The organism is Mesorhizobium sp. CA13 (genome assembly GCF_020165235.1).
Taxonomy (GTDB): Bacteria; Pseudomonadota; Alphaproteobacteria; order Rhizobiales; family Rhizobiaceae; genus Mesorhizobium.
Genome location: NZ_JAIUHS010000011.1, coordinates 1 through 22,517, shown reverse-complemented (window position 1 = coordinate 22,517; position 22,517 = coordinate 1). Strand labels below are relative to the sequence as shown.

Here is a 22,517-nt window from a genome sequence, read left to right as displayed (position 1 = left end):
CTACTGGACCCGAATGCGCGGATTGAGGAACGCGTAGCCGACATCCGAAATGAGCTGCGTGATCAGGACGATGAACACCGAGACCAGCGAGCAGCCGAGCAAAAGGTCGATGTCGTTGTTGCCGGCGGCCTCGACCAGCGTGTAGCCGAAGCCCTGATAGCGGAACATCACCTCGACGATGACGACGCCGGTGAGCAGCCAGGGAAACTGGAGCATGATCACGGTGAAGGGCGCGATCAGAGCGTTGCGCAGCGCGTGCTTGACCACCACGCTTTTGAAGGAAAGACCCTTCAGCCGGGCCGTGCGGATATATTGCTGCGTCATCACCTCGACCATCGAGGCACGTGTCATGCGCGCAATGTAGCCGATGCCGTAGATCGCCAGCGTGATCACCGGCAGCGTGAAGTTGTAGAAGGTGATGCCCTGGCTTGCCGATGCGGCGGATCCGTTCAGCCAGCCGAGCCAGGAGGCGAAGATGACGGTGAAGATGACGCCCGACACATATTCGGGCGTCGCCGTCGAGGCGATCGAGGCGACCGACAGCACGCGGTCGGTGCGCGACCCCTCGCGCATGCCGGCCAGGATGCCGATCAGCAGCGAGACCGGCACCATCACCGCCAGCACGCAGAACATCAGGATGCCGGTAGCGCCGAGCGCCGGGAACAGCTTGGCCGCCACCGTGGTCTTGAACTTGGTCGAGCAGCCGAAATCACCCTGGAGCACGCCGGAGAACTTCGGCTCGGCCGGATCGTTGCAGAAGGAGAAGCGCTGCGCCGGTTTGCCGGTTGCCGGATCGGTGACCGGCTGCTTGGGCAGGACGCCGAGCCACTGGCCGTAGCGCACGAAGAAGTTCTGCCGATAGCCATGATTGACCAGCCAGCTTTCCAGCTGTTCGGCCGAGGTGTGCATCTCGGTCTGGCTGATCGCCAGCTTCTTCAGGTTGGGTTCCAGATTGACGAGGAAGAAGACGACCAGCGTCAGGCACAGCATCGTGAGCAGTATCGTGCCGATGCGTCTGGCGATGAATGAGAACATTGTACCCCCCTGCCGGCCGGGTTGGGGTCAGATAGGTTCAACCCTGTATCAAAAACCTTGTGACGTCATGCCGCCGCTGCATCCAATGCAACGGCGGCGATGCCGCGGGAGCGAAAGACGCTGGCGCCTCCGCTCCCGGCAGGCTGTGGGTCACGCCTGATCGAGCCAGACCTTGCCGAAGTCGTGCTCGTAGGTGGGGTGCATCGAGTGGTTCTTCACCTCCGGCTTGATGTTGATATAGAGCTTGCGCCAGTAAGGCTGGATGATGATGCCGGAATCCTGCAGCATCTGCTCGATATCCTTCATCACCACCTTGCGCTTCTCCGCGTCTGCGATCCCGAGCGCCTCGTTGACCTTCTTGTCGAAGTCCGGATTGGCGTAGGCCGTCTCGTTCCAGGCTTCACCCGAGCGGTAGGCGATGGCGATGACCTGGATGCCAAGCGGACGCATGTTCCAGTTGGTTTCCGAGAATGGATATTTCGTCCAGTCGTTCCAGAAGGTCGAGCTCGGCAGCACGGTGCGCTTCACCTTGATGCCGGCCTCGCGCAGCTGGGCTGCGATCGCGTCCGTGGTGTTCTTGTGGTAGTCCTCGTCGTTGCTGATCAGCTCGTGTTCGAAATCGATCACGCCGGCTTCCGTCAGCATCTGCTTGGCCTTGGCGATGTCGCGCTTGATCTTGGGCAGCTCGACATATTCGGGATGGATCGGCGCGACATGGTGGTTCTCGGCTGGCGTGCCGGCATTGCCGTAGCCGAGCTGCAGCACCACCGAATTGTCCACGGCCAGGCACATCGCCTGACGCACTTTCTGGTCGCCATAAGGCTTGGCGTTGACGTTGAAGCGCGACACCACGGTGGCGGCGGTCACGACCTCGGAAGGCGGCGCGCCGACGTCTGCGATGATCTTGACGTAGTCGGCGGTCGTCTCATGGTTGGTCTGGACTTCGCCCGATTCGAAAGCCGAGACCGTTGCGGCCGGATCGGTGCCGTAATCGATGAACTCGACGCCATCGAGGAAGGCTTCGCCCTGCCACCACTTGCCGGTCTCGCGGCGCTTGTAGACGACCTTCTGGCCGACGTCATAGGAGACGAGCTCGAACGGACCCGTACCGATCGGGCAGTTCTTGAAGTTGGCGCCCTTCTCGTCGAAGCTCTTGTGCACCACCAATGCCGGATAGTCGGTCAGGTTGGGGATGATGGCGATATCGGGTTTGGTGAGCTTCAGCTTGACGGTCATGTCGTCGACCTTGATGACCGACCCCTCGCGCAATTTCTTTGTGCTGTCGTCGACGAGGCTGCCGAGGCGGCCCGGCATGGAATTGCCTTCCGCGGCCTTGTCGGCCCAGCGGGTGAAATTGTAGATCACGTCGTCGGCGGTGAACTTGTCGCCATTGTTCCACTCGACGCCCGGCCGCACATGCAGCGTGTACTCGGTGGCATCGTCATTGATGTCCCAGCTTTCCAGGAGATAGGGCGCGAATGTGTACTGGTGGGTGTATTTCACCAGCGGCTCGAGCGCCTGCCGCTCGGCATTGGAGATTTCCGACCAGTCGGCCGTGCGCGGATCCTTGGGATCCTTGACCGACATTGCCACCTTGAGCACGCCGCCTTTCTTTCCCTGCACCTCCTCGGCCTTGGCCGGCGTCGGGGCGGCGAGCCCCAGCAGGCCATAGGCCATGGCCGTCGAAGCGCCGAAGACGCTGGCAAGCGCGAGGAATTCGCGGCGATCGACCTTACCCGACTTGGCTTCTTCGGCCATGGCCAGGATGTGATCCGGAACGCTGTCGCCATTACTCTTGTAGATTGTCATGACTAACTCCCATTGTTGGCTTTCCGCCGATTAACATTCCGCATCCAGGCCATGATGTCAAAGACGGCATGGATTGGGAACATATCGACGAATGTGCAACTTTGGAGGGGGAGCGGTTCGCGTGATAGCGACAGTCTTGGCGCAAAATTGCTAGTGCGCGACGGATTTCCCCTAAATCTCTTCAGGGGAATTAAACTGAGACATTGGCGCGGTTTGCGACAGTGCCAGCCCTCGCCGGGATGAGGGCCAGCCCATGTCCCTGCTTCAATATTCCTTCTCGTAGAAGATGCCGCCCTTGGCTTCGCCGGCGTCCGTTGCCTCGCCGCGCAGTTTGACGCCGCGCCCGACATTGAGGTCGATCATGGCCTTGCCCGAGCCCGGCTTGTCGCCCTTCTGGATGGTTACATAGGTGCGGTCGTTGAGGTACTTGCCGGCAGAAACCGCCGTGCCGCCCTTCTCGTCGGTGGTGACATCGAGATCGTCGACGCCGATCGCGCTGCGCAGGTTTTCGAGCAGCGACGTCGAGCCGCCGACGCCGGCCAACTGTCCGGCGGCTTCGGCCAGTTGCGCGATCTGCAGCGGCGACAGGTTCGACATGGAGCGCCCGAAGATCAGCTGCGCCAGCACTTCGTCCTCGGGCAGCGCCGGCACCGAGGTGAAGGTGAATTTCGGATTGGTCGCTTCGCCCGACACCACGATGGTGACGGTGGCGCTGCTCGTCGTCGTTGTCGCCGTCAGGTTGAGATAAGGCACCAGCGAGCCGGAAAAGCCGACCGTGCCCTCGGTAAAGGTCAGCCGCTTGCCGAGGATCGACAGCCGCCCGCGCTGCAGCGTGAAAGTGCCGACCGCTTGCGGCGAGGAGGCCGGACCGGTCAGCCTGAGCGAGCCGCCGAGTTCGGCGTCCACGCCCCTGCCCTGGATGAAGATCTGGTTCGGCGCGTTGATGGTGACGTCGAGCGCCAGCCCACTGCCGCCGCTCTTGCCGCTGGTCGTGGCCGGGCGCAATGCCTTGTCCTGCGCCCTCACCGCGCCGGGCGCGTTCTTGTGCTTGACGTCGAGAGCCGAGAGCGACCCCGGCAATTTGTCCGGAACGGTGATGACGGTCTTGGCGAGGTTGATGGTGCCGGCAATCACCGGCGCCGACGTCAGCGGTCCTTTGATCGTCAGGTCGCCGCCAAGATTGGCGGTGACCACCCGCCCATCGGTGTAGCGGCCGTCGGTGAGTTTGATCGACAGGTCGGCCGGGAACCCCCGCGCCGGATCGATGCCGACCGTGCCGCTGGCCGACAGGCTGCCGCGCGTCGACAGCGTACCGGTCAGCCGGTTGATCCTGGCGACACCATTGCCGATCGAGATTTCGGCTGCGATGTCGTTGACGGCAAGCCCGGAACGCGCGTCGAGCAGGCGGGCGCCCGACGTGCCGATGCTGCCGCCGATGACCGGCGATGTCGCGGGGCCGCGCACCTGCACATTGACATTGGCGGTTCCCGTCAGCGACAGGCCCTGCGCGGCGAGCTTCTGACTAAGGATGCCGAACGGCACGGCGCCATTGAAGTCGAGCGCGAGCGCCGGCGTGCCCGATGTCGTCACCGTGCCGCCGCCCTTGAGGCCAAGACCGGCTCCGTCGCTGACATTGGCGTTGAAGGTCAGCTTGTTGCCGGCAAAGGTGCCCGAGGAAGAAACACTCACTGCGCCGACACCCGCGCCGCGGGTCTGCGAAGTCTGCACACCGGTCGCGTCGAGGTTGAACGCCGCACTGGGGCTGGCTGGCGCCCCGGTGACCTTCACCGTGCCCGAAAGCGAACCGGCGGCATCGAGGCCCGGCGAGAAACTGTTGGCAAGCGAGATCGGCACCCGCGCCAGCGCCGCGTTGATGTCTAGCGCCTGCCCGATCTTGCCGGTCACCGTCGCCGTGCCGCCACCCAGGTTGAGCACCAGCCTGTCCAGCGTCGTCGTGCCATTGGCAATGGTGACAGTCGAAGCCTGCGCGATGGCGGCCTTTATGCCCTGGACGGTCGCCTCGCCGGAAGCAAGCTCTATGGTCGTCGTGCCGTTGGCGGCTTTCACGCGGCCCGCGGCCTTTGCCGGTATTCCTTTCACCGTTGCGCCGCCGGAAAAGCCGGTCCAGTCGCCGTCACGCTTCAGGTCGACGTCGATGCCGCGGATCACCGTGCCGCCCGATGTGACGGTGTCGGCATGGATTTTCCCGGAGATGACTGGCGCGGCGAGGTAATTGGCGATCAATGCGTCGATGGACACGGCCTTCGCCTGAAGGTCGCCGCGCGTGACCGAGGCGGTCCTCGCCTTGATGGCGACTTGCGGCGCGGCGCCGTTCTTCGAGAACGCAATCGTGCCGCGCACGTCGCCTTCCGCTTTTTCCAGCGCCAGTGCGGCAAGCGGCCCGATATCGGGCAGGTCGAGCGAGACGGTGCCTTCGGGCACGAACTTGTCGTCCAGCGCCAGATCGCCGGAAATCCTGTTTTGGCCCAGCGACAAAAGCAGGCCATTGATGGCGCTCTTGCCGTCCGCAGTCGCTAGCACCGCACTGCCTTGCAGGGGTTGGCCCGCGACATTGCCTGTCAGCTGCACATTGGCCGCCGGCTTGGCCGCGTCGGCCTTGCCGGTGGCGGTAAGTCTGAGCCCGGTGATTTCGCGCGACGCCACCGAAAGCTTGTCGCTGTCGACGGTCAGCGACAGATCCGGCGCGGTCGCCGGCCCCTGCGCATTCAGCGCAAAGGCGATAGCGCCTTTGGCATCCTTCGACAGCAGCGAAACGTCGCCCAGTGCGCCCTTGATGTCGGCGGCCACCTTGTTGTCCGCAAGGCTCGCCTGCCCCTGTGCGGTCAGCGCGCCGGAGGCCAGTGTCAATCCGCCTATGGCGATATTGCCGTTAGGCTCGCGCTTCAGCGTGGCGCTCAGTTGCGCCCGTTCGCCGAGCATGCCGCGCACAGCGGCGGGCAGGGCCGACGATGGTGCATCCGCCTTCAGCTTGAGGTCGATGGCGCCGTCTCGCAGCGACACCAGGCCGGCAACCTGGCTGTTCAGCGCATCGCTTCGGAGCGAGCCGCTGTCGATGGCGACAGCGTCGGCTGACAGGCGCCCGCTGAGCGCGGCCGTGACCTTGCCGGCGATCAGCGGCGCGATGGTGGGATTGTCGAGCCCTACCCTATCCACCGAAACCGTGCCCGAAACCGGCCCGGTGCGGTTCTTCAGATCGAACGCATCCGAGTGCAATGCCAGGCTCAGCCCGTCCACCTTCGCCGGTCTCGTGGCGATCGAGGGCAGGATCGCGGACATATCCAGTCGGGCCCGCGTGCTCTCGCCCGCCACCTTTGCCGACAGCGACCGGACCTCGATCTTGACAGGACTCTCGGCGCTTCCGACCGTGAGCGGCAGACTTGGACCGGACGAGACGAGGTCGAGGGCGAAATCGCTGGCGCCGTTCGGATTGATCGTGCCGGCGGCTTGACCGGAAACCTTGCCACCGGAGAGCGTCGCGTGGTCGAGGAGGACGCCGCCGGCCATGGTGTAGCTGCCGGCCGCGTCGACTGCGAGCTGCCCGAGCCCGGCCTGGCGCGTCTGGCCGGTTTCGGCGCCAGCCAGTTGCACGTTGAACCGGACGTCCGGAGCGGACGGCGAGCCTGTTATCTCGGCACTGCCATCAAGTGTTCCAGCGGCATCGAGGCCGGGCGAAAAGGCGTCGGCAAGGGCAGCCGGCAAGGCGGAGACCTTTGCCGCGAGATCGAGCGTCTGGCCGGCGGTGCCGGACAGCGCCACCAAGCCGCCGCCGACATCGAGCGCCAATTTTTCGATGCTGGTGGTGCCGTCGGCGATGCTGAGCGTCGACGGCTCGGCAATCGCCGCCTTGATGCCGCGAACCGTCGCCTCGCCCGAGGCGATCTCGACGCTGGTGACGCCATCGGCGATCTTCACCCGCCCCGACGCCTTCGCTGGAATACCCGATACGGTGGCGGCACCGGCAAAATTCGTCCAGTCTCCGTCGCGCTTCAGATCGACGACGATGCCGCCGACTTGGGTGGTCCCCGACGTCACAGCATCGGCCTTGATCGAGCCTGAAATCGCCGGCGCCTTGAGATAGTTGGCAATCAACGCATTGACGGCGATCGTGCTCGCCGTCACCTCGCCGCGGGCGATCGACGTGCTCGTGGCGTCGATGGCGACCGAGGGCGCGTCGCCACTCTTGGCAAAGCGAATGGTGCCGTTGATGTCGCCGGTCACCGCCTGGCCGGCCAGCGCCGCAAGCTGATCGATGGCAGGCGCAGCAAGAATGAGCGTGCCCAGCGGCATGAACTTGTCATCCAGCGCCAGATCGCCCGACACCTTGTTGTCGCCCAGAGACACCGAAAAGCCGTTGATCGAGCGCTTGCCTTCGCTCGTCACCAGCGCCGCCTTGATGTCGAGCGGCTGGTCGTTGACGGCGCCGGTCAGCGAGACATTGGCGGAAGGGTTAGTAATGTCGGCCTTGCCGCTCGCGGTCAGCTTGATCGCCTTCACCGTGCGGCCCGAGGCCGTAAGGCTATCGCTGTCGGCGGAGACGGTGAAATCCGGCGCGGTCATGGCGCCGCTTGCCGACAGGGCGAAATCGACACCGCCCTCGACCGGGACGCCGACCGTCGGCGACAGCACCGAAACGTCACCCAGCCTGCCTTTGATATCGGCCAGTATGTCGGTGCCTTGCATGCTGGCGGTACCGCTGGCGCTGAGCGAACCGGACGTGAGTTCGATCGAGTTGGCGGCGAACGAGCCCTGCGGATCGCGCGATGCTGTGGCCGAGAACTTCACCCGCCCGCCGAGCACCGAGGCGATCTGCTGCGGGAAGGCGGTCGCCACGGCATCGGCATTCATCTTGAGCTGCATCGACAGGTCGGCGAGCGCCACGGTCGCCGTCAGCGAGGCATTGAGGGCATCGGACCGGAGCGTGCCCTGATCGATGACAATGGCGTCCTTGCTGAGGGAACCGGCCAGGCCGACATCGACCTTGCCAGTGATCAGCGGCGCCAGCGTCGCGACGTCGGTTTTCAGGCCGCCGGCCCCAAGCTTGACGGTAACCGGACCAGTGCGGTTCTGGATGTCGAAACCGTCGGAGTGTATCTGCGCCGCCAGGTCGTCCAGCCGCGTGCCGCCGGCGACGATCGAAACGAAGGAGGCGCCGATGTCGACGATCGGCGCCTTGCCGTCGCCGAACGCCCGGGCGGTGGCATTCTTGATCGCCAGCGTGATCGGCTGCGCCTTGCTGCCGACGCTAACCACCACGGGTGGTCCCTTAGCGGCGAGTTCGACCGAAAGGTCGCTGGCTCCGGCGGGATCGACGATACCGGTCGCGGTGCCGTGCATGGCATCGCTATCGATGTTGGCCCGGTCGACGCTGATCCCGCCCGCTGACGTGGCGGTGCCCGCCATATCGAAGCTGGTCTTTCCGGCAAACAATGGTTTCAGGTTCTCCGGCAGGAAGCGGGCGAAATCGCCGTCGCCCTTGGCTTCGAGATAGTTACCTTTGTCGGTGAGCTGATGGCGGCCGGTGAGCTGTGTGACGATCCGGTGATCGACAAGAAAGGTGCCGACGCCACTCCAGTTGGCCAGCGGCCCGGTGCCCGAGACGACGATGTCGACCGGCGGCGTGTCCGGCAGGTTGAGCAGATTGGCGATGATGCCGCCGGCCGGTTCCGACGCCTTGAGGTTGAGGTCGAGCTTGTTGTCCGCTGGCGCGAAATGGATCTGCGCGTCGACGTTGCCCTGTTTTCCGTCATGGCGGGTAATGTTGAGCACCGTCTCGATCGACAGCGGTGCGGCGTCGGCCTTCACCGAGGCCTTGGCGGCGAGTTCGGCGATGCCGCTGCCGGCCAGTTGCTGGCCGAGCGCGACCTCCGGCAAGTCGATCTGCTTGATATCAATGGAAACCGGCAGCGTCGTCGCGCCGCCTTGCACCGGCTGCTGCGTGCCGGCCACCGGCAGACGCGCAAGTTCGATGCGCTCCGCTGCGATGCGGTCGGCGCTGAAGTTTTTGGACAACAGCGCCAGCGGCGACCAGTCGATGGCCACCTTGCGTGCCACCAGCCAGGCGCCCTCGCGGTCCTCCAGCACAACATGGTCGACACTGAGCGCGCCCGACCAGATACCGTCGATGCCGCTAACGGTGACCTTACGCTCATCGCTCGAGGCCACGCGCGAAATGATGCCGGCGAGATTGTCGCGTCCACGCTCGGTCTTGGTCAGCACGAAAAGCGCGCCGATGGCGCCTGCTACCACGATCAGCAGCGTGTAGAGAAAAATACGAAGGATGCGCCAGACCGTCTTCATGTTCAAAACGCTTGGCCAATGCCGGCATAGATGCCGAAATGAGGGTCGCCTGGGTCGCGGTTGAGCGGCACGGCGGCGTCGATACGCAGCGGCCCGAATGGCGTCACATAGCGCAAGCCGACGCCGGCGCCCACCTTGACGTCGGAAAAATCGGGGAACGACCTGGTCGATACCGTGCCGGCGTCGACGAAGGGCACGATGCCGATCGTGTCGGTGATGGCGATGCGCATCTCGACCGAGGTCTCGAAGAAGGAAAGACCGCCGATCGGCTGGCCGGTGAAATCCTTCGGGCCGATGCCCTGATAAGCATAGCCGCGCACCGAGCCGCCGCCGCCGGAATAGAAACGCCGGTCGGCAGGCACGTTCTGCAGGCTGGTGCCGACGATCGAGCCGAGGGCGACACGTTCGGCCAGCACGTATTTCGAAGCGGTATCCAGCGACTGATAGGCCGATCCCTCGCCCTTCAGCTTGAGGAAGGCGGCACCGCTCAATATGTCGTAGCTCGGCTCGGCATAGGCCAACAACCTGAAGCCCTTGGTCGGGTTCAGCCTGACATCCCTGTCGTCGTAGACATATTGCAGCGGGATGCTAGCGATCAGGTATTTATGTTTGCCAAAGGAATCGTGGATGCGTGAATAGTCGAGCGCCACCTCGGCCGATACGGTCTGCTTCTTGGTCAGTTCATAGGACAGGCCGGTGTTGCCCTTGACCGAGAAATGGTCATAGGCGTCGGGATGTTCGAGCACGGTCTTGATGCCGGCGAAGAATTTAGATGCCGGGCCGATCACGCCGGGTTTCTCGAACATGATGCCGGCATTGTAGTTCAATTCGGACAGGTCATTGCTGCCGATGCCGCTGATGGCGCCGTCGATGCGCAGCTTCTCGGCCCGGCCGAACAGGTTGCGATGACCCCAATACCCCTCCAGCCCCAGCCCTTCCGTATTCGAGAAGGTGCCGCCCAGCCCGAAAAAACGCGGCTTGCGCTCGCTGACCTGGACGCCGATCGGAATGTTGCCCTCGGCATCGAGCTTGTCGGCCTCCTTGAAAGTCACGCTGTTGAAGACCTCGAGCGCCAGCAATCTGTCGCGCGCATCGTCGATCTCCTGCGGCGAGTACTGCCGGCCCCGTTTCAGCCCGGTCATGTATTCGGTGAAGTCGCGGTCGACCTTCTCGGTGCCTTCCACAGTGGTCGCGCCATAGCCGGCGACTGGCCCGGCAGCGACCGTCAGCGTCACGTCGAGGGTCGAGGTGGCATGGTCGGCGACGATCTGCCTGCTGGTCACCTCGGCCAGCGGCCTGCCCTGCTCCTTCAGCGTGCGCACGATCAGCGCCTCGGCCTTGAGCACCGCGCCAGACCCGGCGTCGCCGCCTGATATCAGGCCGTAGTCGGCGCTCATCAGTCCAGCGGCATCACCCTCCAGCCGGATATCGCCGAGAGTGAATTTGGGACCCGCGGCGATGTTGACGACCACGGGAATAGGCTGCGGACCCTTGAATTCAGCGTCCGGCGGCAATTCGTCCAGCGGCTTGCCCTCGATGGTGATGTTGACGACGCCTTCGTAGCGGGCATCGGCGTAGAGCGCCGCCACAAGCTGTTCTCGATCGCTGCGCGCCTTGGCCATCAGACCGAGCGAGCCGGAGACGGGATGGTCTTCGTCGCTCTTCAGCGCCGAGGCGTTTTCGAGCTTTTTTAACAGGTCCTTGTCGGCGTCGGGCGCGGAGATGGTCACGGCATAGCGCATCGGATCGACGATGTCAGCATCCTCATCGCTCGATGAGCCCCACAGCTTGATGCCGAAGATTTCGAAGGCGGCCGCCGGTCCCACCCCGGCGATCAGCGAGCAGCAGATCACGGCCAGAAGCAGCGCGCGCGAAAGCACGCGCCCTTGCGCGGTACCCCCTGACATCTGCCTTTCATACGCCGGCATTACAACAACCTACTTTACAAAACTAAAATTGGAATGAAGTTCTGAAGCGCTCGTAAAGGGGCCACAATCCAATTGTCTGAAATAGGACGGGCTTGGAATTCACACCTTTTGCGTTGCCGCAAGAATGCGTGATCCCCTGTCCTATGGAGGTACTACCGGCTGTTTGCCGGAAAGGAAACTGTTGGCAGGCGGAACCCTGCCGCGTCCTCATGTTGACAAGCCTGACTGAAGCTTGAACATGCCCGGACGTCTGCACTGTCTGGAGGGTGTTATGGCAATGCGCGCGGCTCGTGGTCTGTCTTTCCTGATCCTTCTCTTCTTCGCCTGGGCCAATGTCTTAGCCTCGGGTGCCGTCGCGCAAGCGGCTGAAGCACGGCGAGTCGCAACGACCGACAATTCCGACTATTTCGGTTTCGACCTCCGGTCCGACCAGAATGTTACGCTCGATCAATGCAAGACCACTTGCCTGGGCGATCCTGCCTGCCGCGCCTTCACCTATAACACCAAGGCCAAATGGTGCTTCCTCAAATCCGATTATAACCAGTTGAAGCCCTTCAACGGCGCGGTCGCGGGCAAGGTCGTCAATATCGACGGCGACCCCGACATCGGCGCGCCGCCGGAACTCGCCTTCTTCCCCAACTGGATGGCCGACCAGGCCCAGCAATACCGCAACAGGCTGCTTGGCCCGGCCTATGACAGGCCGACCGAGGGCATGGCGGCGCTGACCACGGCGGCCGAGCAGGCGGTGCTCACCGGCGATCATCGCACCGCCATGCAGAAATACGAGGCCGGGGTCTCGGTCATGCCCGACGATGGCCAGCTCTGGCTCAACCTGGCGCGCGAAACGCTTGCCGTGCAGCCGGCGGCCAACACATCCGAGGCCTCCACCTTGCCGGCAAACGGCACGTCGGCCGCGTTCAATGCCTACAAGCTCTTGCGTACAGCCAGGACGCGCGCGGAGGCGCTGGCGCTCATCGGCTCCGGCCTTGGCGAGCGCTACCTCTATCGCCCCGCGCTGCAGGCTTTTGAAGCCAGTCTTGCCCTGGTGCCCTCGCCGGCGGTCCAGGCCGACTATTCCGATCTCAAGGCTCGCAAGGGTTTCCGCGTCATCGACCACACCGTCGATGCCGACACCAGCGCACCGCGCATCTGCGCCCAATTTTCCGAGGAACTGGTCAAGACCAGCGTCGATTACGCACAATTCGTCACCGTCGACAACCAGCCGCCCAAAGGCGTTGAAGCCAAGGACAAGCAGATCTGCGTCGAAGGGTTGGAACACGGCCAGCATTATGACGTGACCTTCCGTGCCGGCCTGCCGGCCGCCATCGGCGAAGTGACCGCCGCGCCCGTCGTGCTGTCGATCTATGTGCAGGACCGTGCGCCTTCGGCCCGCTTCACCGGCGACAGCTTCGTGCTGCCGGCCGGCGCGCGCCGCGGCATCCCCGTCGTCACCGTCAACATGAACGCCGCCGAGATGAAGCTCTATCGCATCGGCGACCGCTCGCTGGCCCAGCTCCTGTCCGGCTATCAGTTCCTGCATCAGCTCGACAGCTACGACGTCGCAAACATTTCCGAGCAGATGGGCGAGCCGGTCTGGGAAGGCCAGCTCGACATTTCCAACGACCTGAACAAAGAGGTCACCACCTCCTTCCCGGTCGACGAGGCGCTGCCGCGGCGCAAGCCCGGCGTCTATGTGCTGACTGCCCAGGCCGTCAGCGACAAGAGCGACGACTACAACGCGATGGCCACGCAATGGTTCGTCGTTTCCGACATCGGCCTCTCGACCTATACCGGCCAGGATGGGCTCAATGTCTTTGCCCGTTCGCTCGGCAGCGCCAAGCCGATAGCGGGCGCCGAACTGACGCTGGTTGCCCGCAACAACGAGATTCTCGGCACCGCGACCTCGGATGCCGAGGGCCACGCCGTGTTCAATCCCGGCCTGACGCGCGGCGACGGCGGCATGGTGCCCGCCGTGCTGATGGCCAGGCAGGGCGACGATGATTTCGTCTTCCTCGACATGGCCCGCGCCGGCTTCGACCTGTCCGACCGCGGCGTCACCGGACGCGCAGCGCCGGGCGCGCTCGATGTCTATGCCTGGACCGAGCGCGGCATCTACCGCGCCGGCGAGGAAGTGCATGTCGCGGCTCTTGCCCGTGACGGCGCCGCCAAGGCGGTCGAGAACCTGCCGCTGACCTTCATCTTCTCGCGCCCCGACGGCGTCGAGGATCGCCGCATCGTCAGCGACGGTGCGTCGGCCGGCGGGCACGCCGTCGATCTGCCGCTCCAGCCGAACGCCATGCGCGGCACCTGGTCGGTATCGATCTATACCGATCCCAAACAGCCGGCGGTCGCCAGCCAGATGTTCCTGGTCGAGGATTTCGTGCCGGACCGCATCGAATTCGACATGAAGGCCGACAAGCAGGAGATCGCGCTGGGCCAAACCGCCAACATCACCGTGGACGGCCGCTTTCTCTATGGCGCACCGGCTGCCGGCCTCGCGCTCGAAGGCGAACTGACCCTGTCGACCGCACGTAACTGGGACCGCTTCAAGGGCTATTCCTTCGGCCTTGCCGACGAGCAGTCGTCGGAACCGACCGTCACCCCGTTCACCGATCTTCCGGTGGTCGGCGAGGATGGCAAGGCGACCTTCCCGGTCTCCGTCGAGCAACTGCCGTCGACCACGAAACTTATCGACGCCAAGGTTACGGTTCGCATGCGTGAGACCGGCGGCCGCGCCATCGAGCGCTCGCTCAATATCGGCATCCGCCCGCAAGGCCACATGATCGGCATCCGGCCGGACTTCGCCGATGACGAGGTGCCGCAGGGCGGCACGGCGAAGTTCAGCCTGATCGCCGTCGACCCCGATGGCAAGCGCGAGGCGCTGGAAGGCGCGCAATGGTCGCTGGTCAAGGTCGAGCGCAATTACCAGTGGTACCGCTCCAACAACTCATGGAATTACGAACCCGTCACCTTCACCAAATCGATCGCCAATGGCCAGGTCGACCTTAGCGCCGACGGCGAGGCGACGGTGTCGATCCCGGTCGACTGGGGCCGCTACCGGCTCGAAGTCGAGACGGCGGATCCGGAAGGGCCCGCGACCAGCTATGAGTTCGATGGCGGCTGGTATGTCTCCTCCACCACCACCGAAACGCCTGATGGTCTCGAGATCGCCCTCGACAAGGACAATTATGCCGCCGGAGAAGTGGCCAGGCTCAAGGTCTCGCCGCACTTTGCCGGCGAACTTCTGGTCAACATCGGTTCCGACAAGCTGTTGAAGACCGTCACGGCGTCGGTGCCGGCCGGCGGCAGCACGGTCGACATCCCGGTCGGCGACGACTGGGGCGCCGGCGCCTATGTCACCGCAACCCTGTTCCGGCCTGGCGAGGCGCAGGAAAGCCGCATGCCGGCCCGCGCCATCGGCGTGAAATGGCTGAAGGTCGACCCGGGATCGAAGAAGCTCGCCGTCACACTCGCCCCGCCGGACAAGACCATGCCGCGCCAGCAGCTGTCGATCCCGGTCGCTGTCGCCGGCGTGGAGCCGGGCAGCAATGCCTATGTCACTGTCGCCGCCGTCGATGTCGGCATCCTCAACCTGACCAACTACAAGGCGCCGGACCCGGACAACTGGTTCTTCGGCCAGCGCATGCTGGGCATGGAAATCCGTGATCTCTATGGCCGCCTGATCGACGGTTCGCTCGGCACCATGGGCAAGCTCAGGACCGGCGGCGACGGCGCCAACATGCAGGCGCAGGGCAGCCCGCCGACCGAAAAGCTGGTCGCCTTCTTTTCCGGTCCGGTGCAGCTCGACGCCGACGGCAAGGCACGCGTCGACTTCGATATTCCGCAGTTCAACGGCACGGTTCGCGTCATGGCCGTCGCCTGGACCAAGGAAGCGGTCGGCCACGCCCAGTCGGACGTGATCGTGCGCGATCCGGTGGTGATCACCGCCGGCCTGCCGCGCTTCCTGGCGCCCGGTGACGCCGCCGTCATGCGGCTCGACATCGCAGACACCGACGGCCCGGCCGGCGACTATGCGCTGTCGATCGACACGACGGGCGGTCTCTCGACGGGCGACAAGCCCCTGCCCCAGAAACTGACGCTGGCGCAGGGCAAGCGCCAGACCCTGACCGTGCCGTTGATCGCCCAGACGGCAGGCAATGCCTCACTCACCATCAAGCTGGCGCACGCCGATGGCACCAAGGTCGAACAGACGCTCTACGTGCCGGTCCGTCCGGCACAACTGCCGGTCACCACCCGCATGGTGGTCGACCTCAAGGGCGATGGCGGCGCGCTGCGCGTCGACAAGGAGCTTTTGGCGGCAAGCCTGCTCGACGGCGCTTCGGTCAGTGTCGGCGTTTCGCAGGCGGCGGCCTTCGATGTGCCTTCGCTTCTGATGACGCTCGACCGCTACCCCTATGGCTGCGCCGAGCAAACCACCAGCCGGGCGATGCCTCTGCTCTATGTCAACGAAATGGCCTCGGGCGTCGGCATGGAGAGCGATCCCGAGTTGCATGGCCGCATCCAGGACGCGATCTACAAGGTGCTGAGCTACCAGGCTTCGGCCGGCAGCTTCGGCCTGTGGGGCCCGGGCTCCGGCGATCTATGGCTCGACGCCTATGTCACCGACTTCCTGACCAGGGCGCGCGAGCAGAAATACGATGTGCCGGCGCTCGCCATGAACCAGGCGCTGGGCAATCTGCAGAACTCGCTCGGTTACGACCAGAGTGTACAGGACCGCGGCAGCGAGATCGCCTACGCGCTTTACGTGCTCGCCCGCAACAAGAAGGCCTCGATCGGCGATCTGCGCTATTACGCGGACACCCAGCTCGAGGCGTTCACCAGCCCGATGGCCGTTGCCCAGCTGGCGGCGAGCCTGGCGCTGTATGGCGACACGCAGCGTTCGGAAGCAACGTTCAAGACCGCGCTGCAGCTCGCCAAATCGAGCACCGCCTATGACTATTATCGTTCCGACTACGGCTCGGCGCTGCGCGACGGGGCGGCAATGCTGGCACTTGCGGCGGACTCGAAGCCGGTGCCTTCGGTCGTACCGGAGCTGATCAAGCTGGTGACCAGGGAACGCGCCGAGGTCCGCTGGACCAGCACCCAGGATGAATCCTGGATGCTGCTGGCGGCCCGGGCGCTGAAGGAGGGCAATGACTCGATCACGCTCACCATCAATGGCGCGCCGCACGCCGGCGGCTATTCCGACAGGATCGACGGCAGCGATCTGGCCGACAGCCCGCTCACCATCGCCAACACCGGCAAGACCCCGCTGCAGGCCGTCGTCACCACCGTGGCGTCGCCGGTGCAGCCCTTGCCGGCCGGGGGTGACGGGTTCACCATCGAGCGCACCTATTACAAGCTCGATGGCACCGAAGCCAATGTGACGGAGGCAACCCAGAACGAACGCTATGTCGTCGTGCTGAAGGTCAATGAACAGAACAACTGGCCTTCGCGTCTTTTAATCACCGACCTTTTGCCGGCCGGCTTCGAGATCGACAATCCCGGCCTGGTCTCCAGCGCCCAATTGTCGAACTTCTCCTGGCTAGCGCAGACCGACGCCGCGCATCTGGAGTTCCGCGACGACCGTTTCGTCGCCGCCTTCAACCCCAGCGACGGCGACCACGACCACAATCTGACGCTCGCCTATGTCGTACGAGCCGTGACGCCGGGCACCTACGCCCATCCGGCCGCAACGGTGGAGGACATGTACCGGCCGCAATATTCGGCCCGCACCGCCACCGGCATGATGGAGGTCAAGGCGCCGTAGGCGCCTTGACGGACATGAACGTGAGGTTTGCGCTGCCCCTTATTACCCTGCCGGGCATTTCTCCCCGTATAGTGACGGGGAGAAAGAGGATTGCATCGACGCTTTCGCCAATGTCCAACGTTGCAGAAAAGGTGCCGACGATCGCGACCGCCCTCTTCTCCCCGTCACTATACGGGGAGAAGGTGGCGGCAGGCGGATGAGGGGCAGCGCCATGCTCTCAACAACACTGCTGCGCCGGGCAGCCATCGCTGGAACCTCCTTGGTGGCCGTTATCGCTCTTTCAACCGCTACCCTCTGGCAGCTCGACCGCGCCTTCCCGCCTCCGCTTCCGGAAAAGCTCACCGTCTCGACGGAAGTCCAGGATCGTGACGGCCAGCTTTTGCGCGCCTTCGCCACGCCTGACGGTTATTGGCGGCTCGGGACCCGCCTCGATCAGGTCGACAAGCAGTTCGTCGAGATGTTGGTCACCTATGAAGACAAGCGCTTCTGGGACCATGAGGGCGTCGATGTGCTGGCGCTTGGCCGCGCCGCCGGCCAGTTCGCCGCCAGTGGCCACATCGTTTCCGGCGGCTCGACGCTGTCGATGCAGCTTGCCCGCTTGATAGAGCCGCGCGAGAGCCGCAGCCTCGGCTCCAAGCTCAAGCAGATGCTGCGCGCCATCCAGATCGAGCGGCGGCTGTCCAAGCGCGAGATCCTCGAACGCTATCTGACGCTGGCGCCCTATGGCGGCAATCTCGAAGGCGTACGCGCCGCTTCGCTCGCCTATTTCGGCAAGGAGCCAAAGCGGCTCACCGTCTCGGAAGCCGCGCTTCTCGTCGCCCTGCCGCAACTGCCGGAGAAGCGCCGGCCCGACCGCAACCTCGCGATCGCGCACGCCGCCCGCGACCGCGTGCTGACCCGCATGGCCTCGGCTGGCCTGCTTGGCGAACGCGAGGCCGCGCGCGCCGCGCTCGACGATGTGTCTGGCCTGCGCCATAAATTGCCGGCGCTCGCCGCGCACGCCGCCTATGCGATGCTGCCCAAGGCCGTTCCCGGCCAGCCGCTCAAGCTGACGGTCCGCAAGAGCGTCCAGGAAGGACTGGAACAGGTAGCGCGCGACGCCGCCACCAAGCTTGGGCCGCGTCTCTCCGTCGCCATGGTGCTGGCCGATTCCCGCACCGGCGACATTCTGGGCGAAGTCGGCTCGGCCAATTTCTTCGACGCCAGCCGCTCCGGCTGGATCGATATGACAAAGGTCGTGCGTTCGCCCGGCTCGACGCTGAAGCCGTTCATCTACGGCCTTGCCTTCGAACAGGGACTGGTGGCGCAGGAAACCCTGATCGAGGACAGTCCGGCCGATTTCGGCGGCTACCGGCCGAAGAATTTCGACATGGGTTATCAGGGCGACGTCAGCATCCGGCAGGCGCTGCAACTGTCGCTCAACGTGCCGGCGATCCGCGTGCTCGACGCGGTCGGTCCCGCGCGGCTGACGGCCCGCTTCCGCCAGACTGGGGTAAAACCGATCCTGCCGGTTAACGAGGCGCCGGGCCTGGCCATCGGCCTTGGCGGCGTTGGAATTACGCTGCGCGATCTCGTCCAGCTCTATACAGGGCTCGCCAATGGCGGCAAGACGCACACGCTGCATGATGGCACCGAGCCGGCCGATGCCGAGCGCACCACCACGACCATCCTCGATGACCAGGCGAACTGGCAGATCATCGACATCCTGTCGGGCGTCAAGCCGCCCGAGGGTGCGTTGCAGCGCGGCATCGCGTACAAGACCGGCACCTCCTACGGCTACCGAGACGCCTGGTCTGTCGGCTTCGACGGCCGCTACGTGCTGGGCGTCTGGGTCGGCCGTCCCGATGCCGGCGCGGTGCCTGGCCTGTCCGGCTATGTGTCGGCAGCCCCAATCCTGTTCGAGGGCTTTGTTCGCTCGGGTCTCGCCACCGTGCCGCTGCCGGGCAAGCCCCCCGGCGCCTTCACTCCTCGACGCAACGACCTGCCGGTGACGCTTGCCCGCTTCGGCGCCGGGTCCGACGGCCTGGTTCAGGCCTCGACCCCCACAGAGCCCGCGCCGACCATCATCTTTCCGCCCGACGGCGCCCGCGTCGATCTCGCCACCGACTCGGCCGACGCCTCCCCGCTGGTACTGAAGCTGCAAGGCGGGCGCGCGCCGTTCCGCTGGCTGGCCAACGGCAAGCCGCTGACCGGCATCGACCGCCGGCGTACCGCGACCTGGCAACCGGACGGCACCGGCTACTCGACCTTGACCGTGATCGATGCGGCGGGACGCGCGGCAAGTGTGAAGGTGTTTGTTGAATAAGATTGCACAAGCGATTCAGGGGATTGCGCTTCTTCGCCTGAGGTACAGCGCCTCGCGCCGACCGTCACCGGTAGCGGCGACAATACTCGCGACGCTAGGTTCCTTTACCCGCAATCTCCTCCCAGCCCGCGCCGACGCCCTGCCCGCCGGCTTCGTCCGCCTTGCCGGCCCCCTCGATCCGCCAGGGTATCCGTTACGCCGGAACGGACAATTTTCCTGTACCGCAAGCTGGTGCTCGGCGCGATGCACTCGGCCGGAGTCAAGAACTATGCACGCGAATGGCGGCACCTCACGCTGAATCACGAGCCCTTCGCCAAGCAGCGCTTCGATTTCCCAGTCCCAGCCGGATAACGTGCCGACCGAATGCCACAGCCTTGCTTCGGCACCGCTTGTTCCTAGATAGATCGATGGGGATTCGCCAAGGGGACGTTTGAGGGAAAATGTTTCTCCGCACCGCGAAATCAGGTCCAAGATTTTCTCCAAAACGGCAAAAAAGGCAACATTTAATGCATCTAAATTCTATCAATTCGGTAGATTTGACGTGGGTTCAACGGAGGCAGAAATGACCAAACCTCGTTTCAGGAGACTGCTCGGCGCACTGGTCGCCACGTCCGTCCAGTTCGGCACGCTCGGTTTCGCGTTCGCCGATACCACCATTCTCAACGTGTCGTACGATCCGACACGCGAGCTCTACAAGGCCTATGACGAGGCCTTCGCCGCTCACTGGAAAGCCGAGACAGGCGAAACGGTCACCATACAGCAGTCGCACGGTGGATCGGGCGCCCAGGCCCGCGCCGTGATCGACGGCCTCGACGCCGACGTGGTGACGTTGGCGCTCGAAGGCGACATCAATGCCATCGTTTCCAAGTCGAAGAAGATCAATCCGGACTGGCGCACGAAATTCGAGAACAATTCGGCGCCCTACACCTCGACCATCATCTTCCTCGTCCGCAAGGGCAACCCCAAGGGCATCCACGACTGGAGCGACCTCGTCAAGGACGGCGTCCAGGTGATTACGCCCAACCCGAAGACATCAGGCGGCGCGCGCTGGAATTATCTCGCCGCCTGGGCTTATGCCAACGCCAATGACGGCGGCGACGAGGCCAAGACGAAGGAGTTCGTCGGCAAGCTCTATGCCAACGCCCCGGTGCTCGATACCGGTGCGCGCGGCTCGACGGTGACCTTCGCGCAAAAGGGCCTGGGCGACGTGCTGATTGCCTGGGAAAACGAGGCCTATCTGGCGCTCGACGAGTTCGGTGCCGAAAATTTCGATATCGTCTATCCCCCGACCTCGATCCTGGCCGAGCCGCCGGTCGCGGTGGTCGACGCCAATGTGGATGCCAAGGGCACGCGCAAGGTCGCCGAAGCCTATCTGGGCTGGCTCTATTCCAAGGAAGCGCAGACGATCATCGCCAAGAACCACTATCGTCCGGCCAAGCCCGATCTGGTGCCGGCAGAGGACCTGGCCAAGCTACCGCCGATCAAGCTGGTCACCATCGACGACCCACAATTCGGCGGCTGGAAGAAAGCACAGCCTTACCATTTCGGTGATGGTGGTATATTCGACCAGATCTACAAGCCCCAGTAAGCAGTCGATATTCAGGACGATATGATCACAGCACCCGCTCGGGCGGGTTGGCGGTTTCGACAGCCGAGCGTCATTCCGGGTTTCGGATTGACGCTCGGCTTCTCGCTTGCCTACCTGACCCTCATCATCCTCATTCCGCTGTCGGGGCTGATCTGGCGCTCGGCGGCGCTGGGCTGGACCGACTTCTGGGCGATCGCCACCGACCGGCGCACCGTCAACGCGCTCCGCATCAGCTTCGGCACCGCCTTTGTCGCGGCCGCCGTCAATGTCGTCTTCGGCACGCTGGTCGCCTGGGTGCTGGTGCGCTACCGCTTTCCCGGCCGCCGCATCGTCGATGCCATGGTCGACCTGCCCTTCGCGCTGCCGACGGCGGTGGCCGGCATCGCGCTGACCACGCTCTACGCGCCCAATGGCTGGATCGGCAAGCTGTTGCTGCCGCTTGGGCTCAAGGTCGCCTACACGCCGCTCGGCATCGTCATCGCGCTGGTCTTCATCGGCCTGCCCTTCGTCGTGCGCACCGTGCAGCCGATCATGGAGGAGATCGACAAGGAGGTGGAGGAGGCCGCCGCCACGCTCGGCGCCAGCCGCTTCCAGATCGTCACCCGGGTGCTGTTCCCGGGCCTGGCGCCGGCCATCGTCACCGGTTTCGCGCTGGCCTTCGCGCGCGGCGTCGGCGAATACGGCTCGGTCATCTTCATCGCCGGCAACCTGCCCTACAAATCCGAGATCGCGCCGCTCCTGATCGTCATCCGGCTGGAGGAGTACAATTACCCGGCGGCGACCGCCATCGCCGCGATCATGCTGGCCTTGTCATTCCTCATGCTGCTCGTCGTCAACCTGGCGCAGACATGGAGCCGCAAGCGCTATGGCTGATCCGGAGATCAAATCCTACGAGCCGCATCACGACAGCCGCTCGGCGGCGGTGACCGAAAGCCGCCCGGCGCAGGCCGTGCTGATGGCGATCGCCTTCGCCTTCCTCGGCATCTTCCTGCTGTTGCCGCTGATCATCGTCTTCAACGAAGCCTTCGCCAAGGGCGTCGGCGCCTACACCGAAGCGCTCGCCCATCCCGACACGCGCTCGGCGATCCGGCTGACGCTGCTGGTGGCGGCGATCTCGGTGCCGCTCAATGTCGTCTTCGGCATCTCGGCCGCCTGGGCGATCGCCAAGTTCGAGTTCAAGGGCAAGGCCTTCCTGACCACGCTGATCGACCTGCCGTTCTCGGTCTCGCCGGTCATCTCGGGCCTGGTCTATGTGCTTCTGTTCGGCGCCCAGGGGCTGCTCGGCGCCTGGCTGAAGGCGCACGGCATCGTCATCCTGTTCGCCGTGCCCGGCATTGTGCTGGCCACCATCTTCGTCACCTTCCCCTTCGTGGCCCGCGAGTTGATCCCGCTGATGCAGGAGCAGGGCAATGGCGACGAGGAGGCCGCGCTGTCGCTTGGCGCCAATGGCTGGCAGGCCTTCTGGTATGTGACGCTGCCCAACGTCAAATGGGGGCTGCTTTACGGCGTGCTGTTGTGCAATGCGCGCGCCATGGGCGAGTTCGGCGCCGTCTCGGTTGTGTCGGGCCATATCCGCGGCCTGACCAACACCATGCCGCTGCATGTCGAAATCCTCTACAATGAATACAACGCCGTCGGCGCCTTTGCCGTCGCCTCGCTGCTGGCCGGCCTGGCGCTGGTGACGCTGGTCCTGAAGACACTGCTCGAGATGCGTTACGGCGCCGAGATCGCCGCGGCGCGTGGACATTGATGCATGTCGCCCAA

Annotated in this window: 9 protein-coding genes; 5 read left to right on the top strand and 4 right to left on the bottom strand. The window is 64.5% G+C overall.

Features of this window, described 5'->3' with window-relative positions; all coding sequences use genetic code 11:
* The 4 genes from LB566_RS22405 to LB566_RS22390 all read right to left on the bottom strand — a co-directional run bounded on the left by LB566_RS22405 (position 1) and on the right by LB566_RS22390 (position 11,090).
* Positions 1–1,035: an ABC transporter permease gene (locus LB566_RS22405; protein ID WP_224627079.1), complete on the bottom strand. Its 1,035-nt coding sequence runs from the start codon at positions 1,033–1,035 to the stop codon at positions 1–3.
* Positions 1,036–1,185: 150 nt separating this feature from the next.
* Positions 1,186–2,844, bottom strand: a complete 1,659-nt coding sequence (locus LB566_RS22400) for an ABC transporter substrate-binding protein (protein WP_140553015.1) — start codon at positions 2,842–2,844, stop codon at positions 1,186–1,188.
* A 264-nt stretch (positions 2,845–3,108) separates the two neighbouring features.
* Positions 3,109–9,162, bottom strand: coding sequence for a translocation/assembly module TamB domain-containing protein (locus tag LB566_RS22395; RefSeq protein ID WP_224627077.1), 6,054 nt, complete (start codon positions 9,160–9,162; stop codon positions 3,109–3,111).
* Between the two features lie 2 nt (positions 9,163–9,164).
* Entirely contained in the window at positions 9,165–11,090 is a 1,926-nt protein-coding gene (locus LB566_RS22390) for an autotransporter assembly complex protein TamA (RefSeq protein ID WP_224627065.1), read from the bottom strand.
* Positions 11,091–11,361: 271 nt separating this feature from the next.
* Here LB566_RS22390 and LB566_RS22385 point away from each other — a divergent pair, with 271 nt between their 5' ends.
* The 5 genes from LB566_RS22385 to cysW all read left to right on the top strand — a co-directional run bounded on the left by LB566_RS22385 (position 11,362) and on the right by cysW (position 22,503).
* On the top strand, positions 11,362–16,860 hold the full coding sequence (locus LB566_RS22385) for an alpha-2-macroglobulin family protein (RefSeq protein WP_224627063.1): 5,499 nt from the start codon (positions 11,362–11,364) through the stop codon (positions 16,858–16,860).
* 211 nt (positions 16,861–17,071) lie between these two features.
* Positions 17,072–19,165 carry a penicillin-binding protein 1C gene (pbpC, locus tag LB566_RS22380; RefSeq protein WP_224627061.1) on the top strand — a complete coding sequence of 698 codons (2,094 nt, stop codon included), beginning with the start codon at positions 17,072–17,074 and terminating at the stop codon, positions 19,163–19,165.
* A gap of 562 nt (positions 19,166–19,727) precedes the next feature.
* Positions 19,728–20,753 carry a sulfate ABC transporter substrate-binding protein gene (locus LB566_RS22375; RefSeq protein ID WP_224627058.1) on the top strand — a complete coding sequence of 342 codons (1,026 nt, stop codon included), beginning with the start codon at positions 19,728–19,730 and terminating at the stop codon, positions 20,751–20,753.
* 21 nt (positions 20,754–20,774) lie between these two features.
* Complete coding sequence (cysT, locus tag LB566_RS22370) at positions 20,775–21,626, top strand: sulfate ABC transporter permease subunit CysT (protein WP_224627056.1); 852 nt, start codon at positions 20,775–20,777, stop codon at positions 21,624–21,626.
* Positions 21,619–22,503, top strand: coding sequence for a sulfate ABC transporter permease subunit CysW (gene cysW, locus LB566_RS22365; protein WP_140552357.1), 885 nt, complete (start codon positions 21,619–21,621; stop codon positions 22,501–22,503). Before cysT ends, cysW begins: the two co-directional genes overlap by 8 nt.
* Positions 22,504–22,517 lie beyond the last annotated feature (14 nt).

What these genes read in the sequence shown, in the direction of transcription:
- LB566_RS22405 (WP_224627079.1), bottom strand. Translation starts at nt 1,035, where the DNA reads ATGTTCTCATTCATCGCCAGACGCATCGGCACGATACTGCTCACGATG.
- pbpC (WP_224627061.1), top strand. Translation starts at nt 17,072, where the DNA reads ATGCTCTCAACAACACTGCTGCGCCGGGCAGCCATCGCTGGAACCTCC.
- LB566_RS22390 (WP_224627065.1), bottom strand. Translation starts at nt 11,090, where the DNA reads ATGCCGGCGTATGAAAGGCAGATGTCAGGGGGTACCGCGCAAGGGCGC.
- cysW (WP_140552357.1), top strand. Translation starts at nt 21,619, where the DNA reads ATGGCTGATCCGGAGATCAAATCCTACGAGCCGCATCACGACAGCCGC.
- LB566_RS22385 (WP_224627063.1), top strand. Translation starts at nt 11,362, where the DNA reads ATGGCAATGCGCGCGGCTCGTGGTCTGTCTTTCCTGATCCTTCTCTTC.
- LB566_RS22400 (WP_140553015.1), bottom strand. Translation starts at nt 2,844, where the DNA reads ATGACAATCTACAAGAGTAATGGCGACAGCGTTCCGGATCACATCCTG.
- cysT (WP_224627056.1), top strand. Translation starts at nt 20,775, where the DNA reads ATGATCACAGCACCCGCTCGGGCGGGTTGGCGGTTTCGACAGCCGAGC.
- LB566_RS22375 (WP_224627058.1), top strand. Translation starts at nt 19,728, where the DNA reads ATGACCAAACCTCGTTTCAGGAGACTGCTCGGCGCACTGGTCGCCACG.
- LB566_RS22395 (WP_224627077.1), bottom strand. Translation starts at nt 9,162, where the DNA reads ATGAAGACGGTCTGGCGCATCCTTCGTATTTTTCTCTACACGCTGCTG.